Annotated in this window: 4 protein-coding genes; 3 read left to right on the top strand and 1 reads right to left on the bottom strand. The window is 71.5% G+C overall.

Features of this window, described 5'->3' with window-relative positions:
* On the bottom strand, positions 1-568 hold a 568-nt coding region (locus tag A5714_RS11725), incomplete at its 3' end, for a hypothetical protein (protein WP_068285362.1).
* A gap of 180 nt (positions 569-748) precedes the next feature.
* Here A5714_RS11725 and A5714_RS11720 point away from each other — a divergent pair.
* The 3 genes from A5714_RS11720 (at position 749) to ruvX (ending at position 4,436) form a co-directional block, all read left to right on the top strand.
* Complete coding sequence (locus tag A5714_RS11720) at positions 749-1,138, top strand: secondary thiamine-phosphate synthase enzyme YjbQ (protein ID WP_197502803.1); 390 nt, start codon at positions 749-751, stop codon at positions 1,136-1,138.
* 88 nt (positions 1,139-1,226) lie between these two features.
* On the top strand, positions 1,227-3,923 hold the full coding sequence (alaS, locus tag A5714_RS11715) for an alanine--tRNA ligase (protein WP_068285360.1): 2,697 nt from the start codon (positions 1,227-1,229) through the stop codon (positions 3,921-3,923).
* On the top strand, positions 3,924-4,436 hold the full coding sequence (gene ruvX / locus A5714_RS11710; protein ID WP_068069141.1) for a Holliday junction resolvase RuvX: 513 nt from the start codon (positions 3,924-3,926) through the stop codon (positions 4,434-4,436).
* Positions 4,437-4,591 lie beyond the last annotated feature (155 nt).

Genomic DNA, 4,591 nt, shown 5'->3' with positions numbered 1-4,591 from the left:
CGATCACCTCGGCGCCCAGGTCGCGGACCCGCTTGCTGCGCAGCTCGCTGGCCCGGTCGCGGTTGCGGGCCAGCGCCTCCATCGAGTCGAACGTCGAGCACGACACCGCCCGGCGGCCGGCCGGGTGGTCGACCAGCAGGCTGGCGCTGCAGAACCCGTCGAGCTCCTCCAGCTCGGGCAGCACCGCGGACCGGTAGAAGGCCACCGAGCGGTGCAGCTGGTCGGGCACCACCTTGAGCCAGGTGGCGCGCACGCAGGCGCCCTCGCGGGACGGGTGGTCGCGGTGCAGCAGGGCGATCTCCCATTCCTCGATCCGGGCGCTGCCGTCGAACATCAGCGCCGCGCGGTCCCGGATCGGCGCGACCCGCGGCGCGGCGGCCCGCATCGCGTCCACCGACTCCCAGGAGCTGGTGGCGATGCAGGTGCCGGACTGGCGGTCGACCAGCAACGAGAGGCCCACGTACCCCTCGATCTGCTGGCAGGCGGGCATGACGACGTCGCGCACGTGCGCGATGCCGATGTCGACCGCCAGAGGCTGGGCCGCGATGGTGGTAGAGCGTGCGTACATGATCGGCCTCCTGGTCAGGGGCTTGCAGCGACGCGCCCCGGTGGCGTCACCGGTCCCACCGATCACCTTCCTCCTGCCCGCCACCGGCCGCAATCACTTTTTGTGGCCGCGGTCACGCCGCGGGCCGGTCCTTCGCGGGCCCCGGGCCGGCGCCGTAGGCTGGTCGGGATGCATACCGATGTGCTGGACGTGGACACGACACGGCGCCGCATCGTCGATCTGACCGACGCGGTGCGCGGGTTCTGCTGGTCGCGCGGTGACGGCCTGTGCAACGTCTTCGTCCCGCACGCGACGGCGGGCGTGGCCATCATCGAGACCGGCGCCGGCTCCGACGACGACCTGCTCGACACGCTGGAACGGTTGCTGCCGCGCGACGACCGCTACCGGCATTCGCACGGGTCGCCGGGCCACGGCGCCGACCACGTGATGCCGGCGCTGGTGGCGCCGTCGGTCACCGTGCCCGTGTCGGCGGGGGAGCCGATGCTGGGCACCTGGCAGAGCATCGTCCTGGTGGACTTGAATCGGGACAACCCGCAGCGCTCGGTTCGGTTGAGCTTCCTGGAGGGTTAGCGGCCGGGCGGTCAGCGCCAGGTACTGTGAGCGGTCGAAATGCGTCGACGGACGGTGATGTGAGTAAGAGGGAAGAAGCGGGCTAGAAGTGCAGACACACGAGATCAGGAAGAGGTTTCTTGATCATTTCGTGAAGGCGGGCCACACCGAGGTGCCCAGCGCATCGGTGATCCTCGATGACCCCAACCTGCTGTTCGTCAACGCGGGCATGGTCCAGTTCGTCCCGTACTTCCTGGGCGCGCGCACCCCGCCCTACGCGACCGCCACGAGCATCCAAAAGTGCATCCGCACCCCGGACATCGACGAGGTGGGCATCACCACCCGGCACAACACCTTCTTCCAGATGGCCGGCAACTTCTCGTTCGGCGACTACTTCAAGCGCGGCGCGATCGAACTGGCGTGGGGCCTGCTGACCGCGGGCGTCGACGCCGGCGGATACGGGTTCGATCCCGAACGACTCTGGGCGACAGTGTATCTCGACGATGACGAGGCCGCTCAGCTGTGGCGCGAGGTGGCCGGCCTGCCCGACGAGCGGATCCAGCGCCGCGGCATGGCCGACAACTACTGGTCGATGGGCATCCCCGGCCCGTGCGGGCCGTCGTCGGAGATCTACTACGACCGCGGGCCGGAATTCGGGCAAGAGGGCGGCCCGGCGGTCAACGAGGACCGCTACATCGAGATCTGGAACCTCGTGTTCATGCAGAACGAGCGCGGCGAGGGCACCTCGAAGGAGGACTTCGAGATCCTGGGGCCGTTGCCGCGCAAGAACATCGACACGGGCATGGGCGTCGAGCGGGTGGCGTTCATCCTCCAGGGCGTGCACAACGTCTACGAGACCGACCTGCTGCGGCCGGTGATCGACACGGTGGCCGCGGCGGCCGCGCGCCCCTATGACGCCGGTAATCACGCCGACGACGTGCGTTACCGGGTGATCGCCGACCACAGCCGCACCGCGGCCATCCTCATCGGCGACGGCGTCACGCCCGGCAACGACGGGCGCGGCTACGTGCTGCGGCGGCTGCTGCGGCGGGTGATCCGCTCGGCGAAGTTGCTCGACATCGACGGCCCGATCGTGGGCGAGTTGATGGCCACCGTGCGTGACGCGATGGGTCCGTCGTACCCGGAGCTGGTCGCCGACTTCGACCGGATCCGCCGCATCGCGGTGGCCGAGGAGACCGCGTTCAACCGGACGCTCGCGTCGGGGTCCAAGCTGTTCGACGACGTGGCCGACTCCACCAAAGCGTCCGGAGCGCAACACATTTCGGGCTCCGACGCGTTCACGCTGCACGATACCTACGGGTTTCCGATCGAGCTGACGCTGGAGATGGCCGCCGAGGCAGGCCTGGCCGTCGACGAGGCGGGGTTCCGCGAGCTGATGGCCGAACAGCGGCGCCGGGCCAAGGCCGACGCGGCCGCCCGCAAGCACGCCCACGCCGACCTGACCGCGTACCGCGAGCTGGTCGACGCCGGGCCCACCGAGTTCACCGGTTTCGACGAACTGACCTCCGAGGCAAAGATCTTGGGCATCTTCGTCGACGGCAAGCGGGTGCCGGTGGTCACGCACGAGGGGGCCGAGCGCGTCGAGATCGTCCTGGACCGCACCCCGCTCTACGCCGAGTCCGGCGGGCAGATCGCCGACGCGGGCACCATCAGCGGGACCGGCACCGGCGAGAGCGCCCGCGCGGCCGTCACCGACGTCCAGAAGATCGCCAAAACCCTGTGGGTGCACCGGGTCAACGTGGAGTCCGGTGAGTTCGTCGAGGGCGACACCGTGGTCGCCGCGGTGGACCCCGGCTGGCGCAAGGGCGCCACCCAGGGGCACTCCGGCACCCACATGGTGCACGCCGCGCTACGGCAAGTGTTGGGGCCCAACGCCGTTCAAGCGGGTTCGCTGAACCGCCCCGGCTACCTGCGGTTCGACTTCAACTGGCAGGGGCCGCTGTCCGACGAGCAGCGCACCCAGATCGAAGAGGTGACCAACGAGGCCGTGCAGGCCGACTTCGAGGTGCACACCTTCACCGAGAACCTCGAGAAGGCCAAGGCCATGGGCGCCATGGCGCTGTTCGGCGAGGCCTACCCCGACGAGGTGCGGGTGGTCGAGATCGGCGGCCCCTTCTCGATCGAGCTGTGCGGCGGGACGCACGTGCACAACTCCGCCCAGATCGGCCCGGTGACCATCCTCGGCGAGTCGTCCGTCGGCTCCGGGGTGCGCCGCGTCGAGGCTTACGTCGGCCTGGACTCGTTCCGCCACCTGGCCAAGGAGCGCGCGCTGATGGCCGGGCTCGCGTCGTCGTTGAAGGTGCCCTCGGAAGAGGTGCCCGCCCGGGTGGCCGGCCTCGTCGAGCGGCTCAAGGCCGCCGAGAAGGAACTCGAACGCGCCCGGCTGGCCGGCGCCCGCGCCGCGGCGACCAACGCGGCCGCCGGCGCGCAGCAGGTCGGTAACGTTCGCGTGGTGGCGCAACGGATGTCCGCGGGTGTGACGGCGGGCGACCTGCGCTCCCTGGTCGGCGACATCCGCGGCAAGCTGGGCAGCGACCCCGCGGTGGTCGCCCTGATCGCCGAGGGCGAGGGCGGCGCCGTCCCGTACGCGATCGCCGCCAATCCCGCGGCTCAGGACCTGGGCATCAGCGCCAACGACCTGATCAAGCACCTCGCCGCCGCCGTCGAGGGTCGCGGCGGCGGCAAGCCCGACCTGGCGCAGGGCTCCGGCAAGAATCCGGCCGGCATCGACGCAGCGCTCGACGCGGTCCGCAACGAGATCGCCGTGATAGCGCGGGCCGGCTGAGTGGGCCCGGCACAGCACCGCCTGCCCGACCGGCCCGGCGGCCCGAGCGAGGATCCCGGGCGCGGCCGGCGGCTCGGGATCGACGTCGGCACCGTCCGCATCGGCGTGGCCAGCAGCGACCCCGACGGCATCCTGGCCACCCCGGTGGAGACCGTGCGCCGCGAGCGCACCGGAAAACACCTGCGGCGGCTGGCCGCGCTGGTCGCCGAGTTCGAGGCGGTCGAGGTGGTCGTCGGCTTGCCCCGGACGCTGGCCGACCGCACCGGTAAGTCGGCGCTGGACGCGATCGAGTTGGCCGAGGCCCTGGCCGAGCGGGTGGCGCCCACCCCGGTGCGCCTCGCCGACGAGCGGCTGACGACGGTCAGCGCGCAGCGGTCGCTGCGGTCGGCGGGTGTGCGGGCCAAAGAACAGCGGGCGGTAATCGACCAGGCGGCGGCCGTGGCGATCCTGCAGAGCTGGCTCGACCAGCGCCGCGCCGCCCGCACCGGCCCGGGGGAGGCCGGCGATGGTTGACAGCGCGCGCGACCAGCGCTCCGAGACCGAGCCCGCCAAGCCGACGCGGCGCAAGAGCCGCGCCGCCCGGCGCGCGGAGGCCAGCCGCCGGCGCCGCCGCTTCGTCATCCGGGTGTCGCTGGCGCTGCTGGTCGTCGTGGTGATCGCCGGCGTGT

This window comes from Mycobacterium sp. E2462 (genome assembly GCF_001672685.1).
Taxonomy (GTDB): Bacteria; Actinomycetota; Actinomycetes; order Mycobacteriales; family Mycobacteriaceae; genus Mycobacterium.
This window is presented reverse-complemented; position numbering and strand designations above follow the sequence as displayed.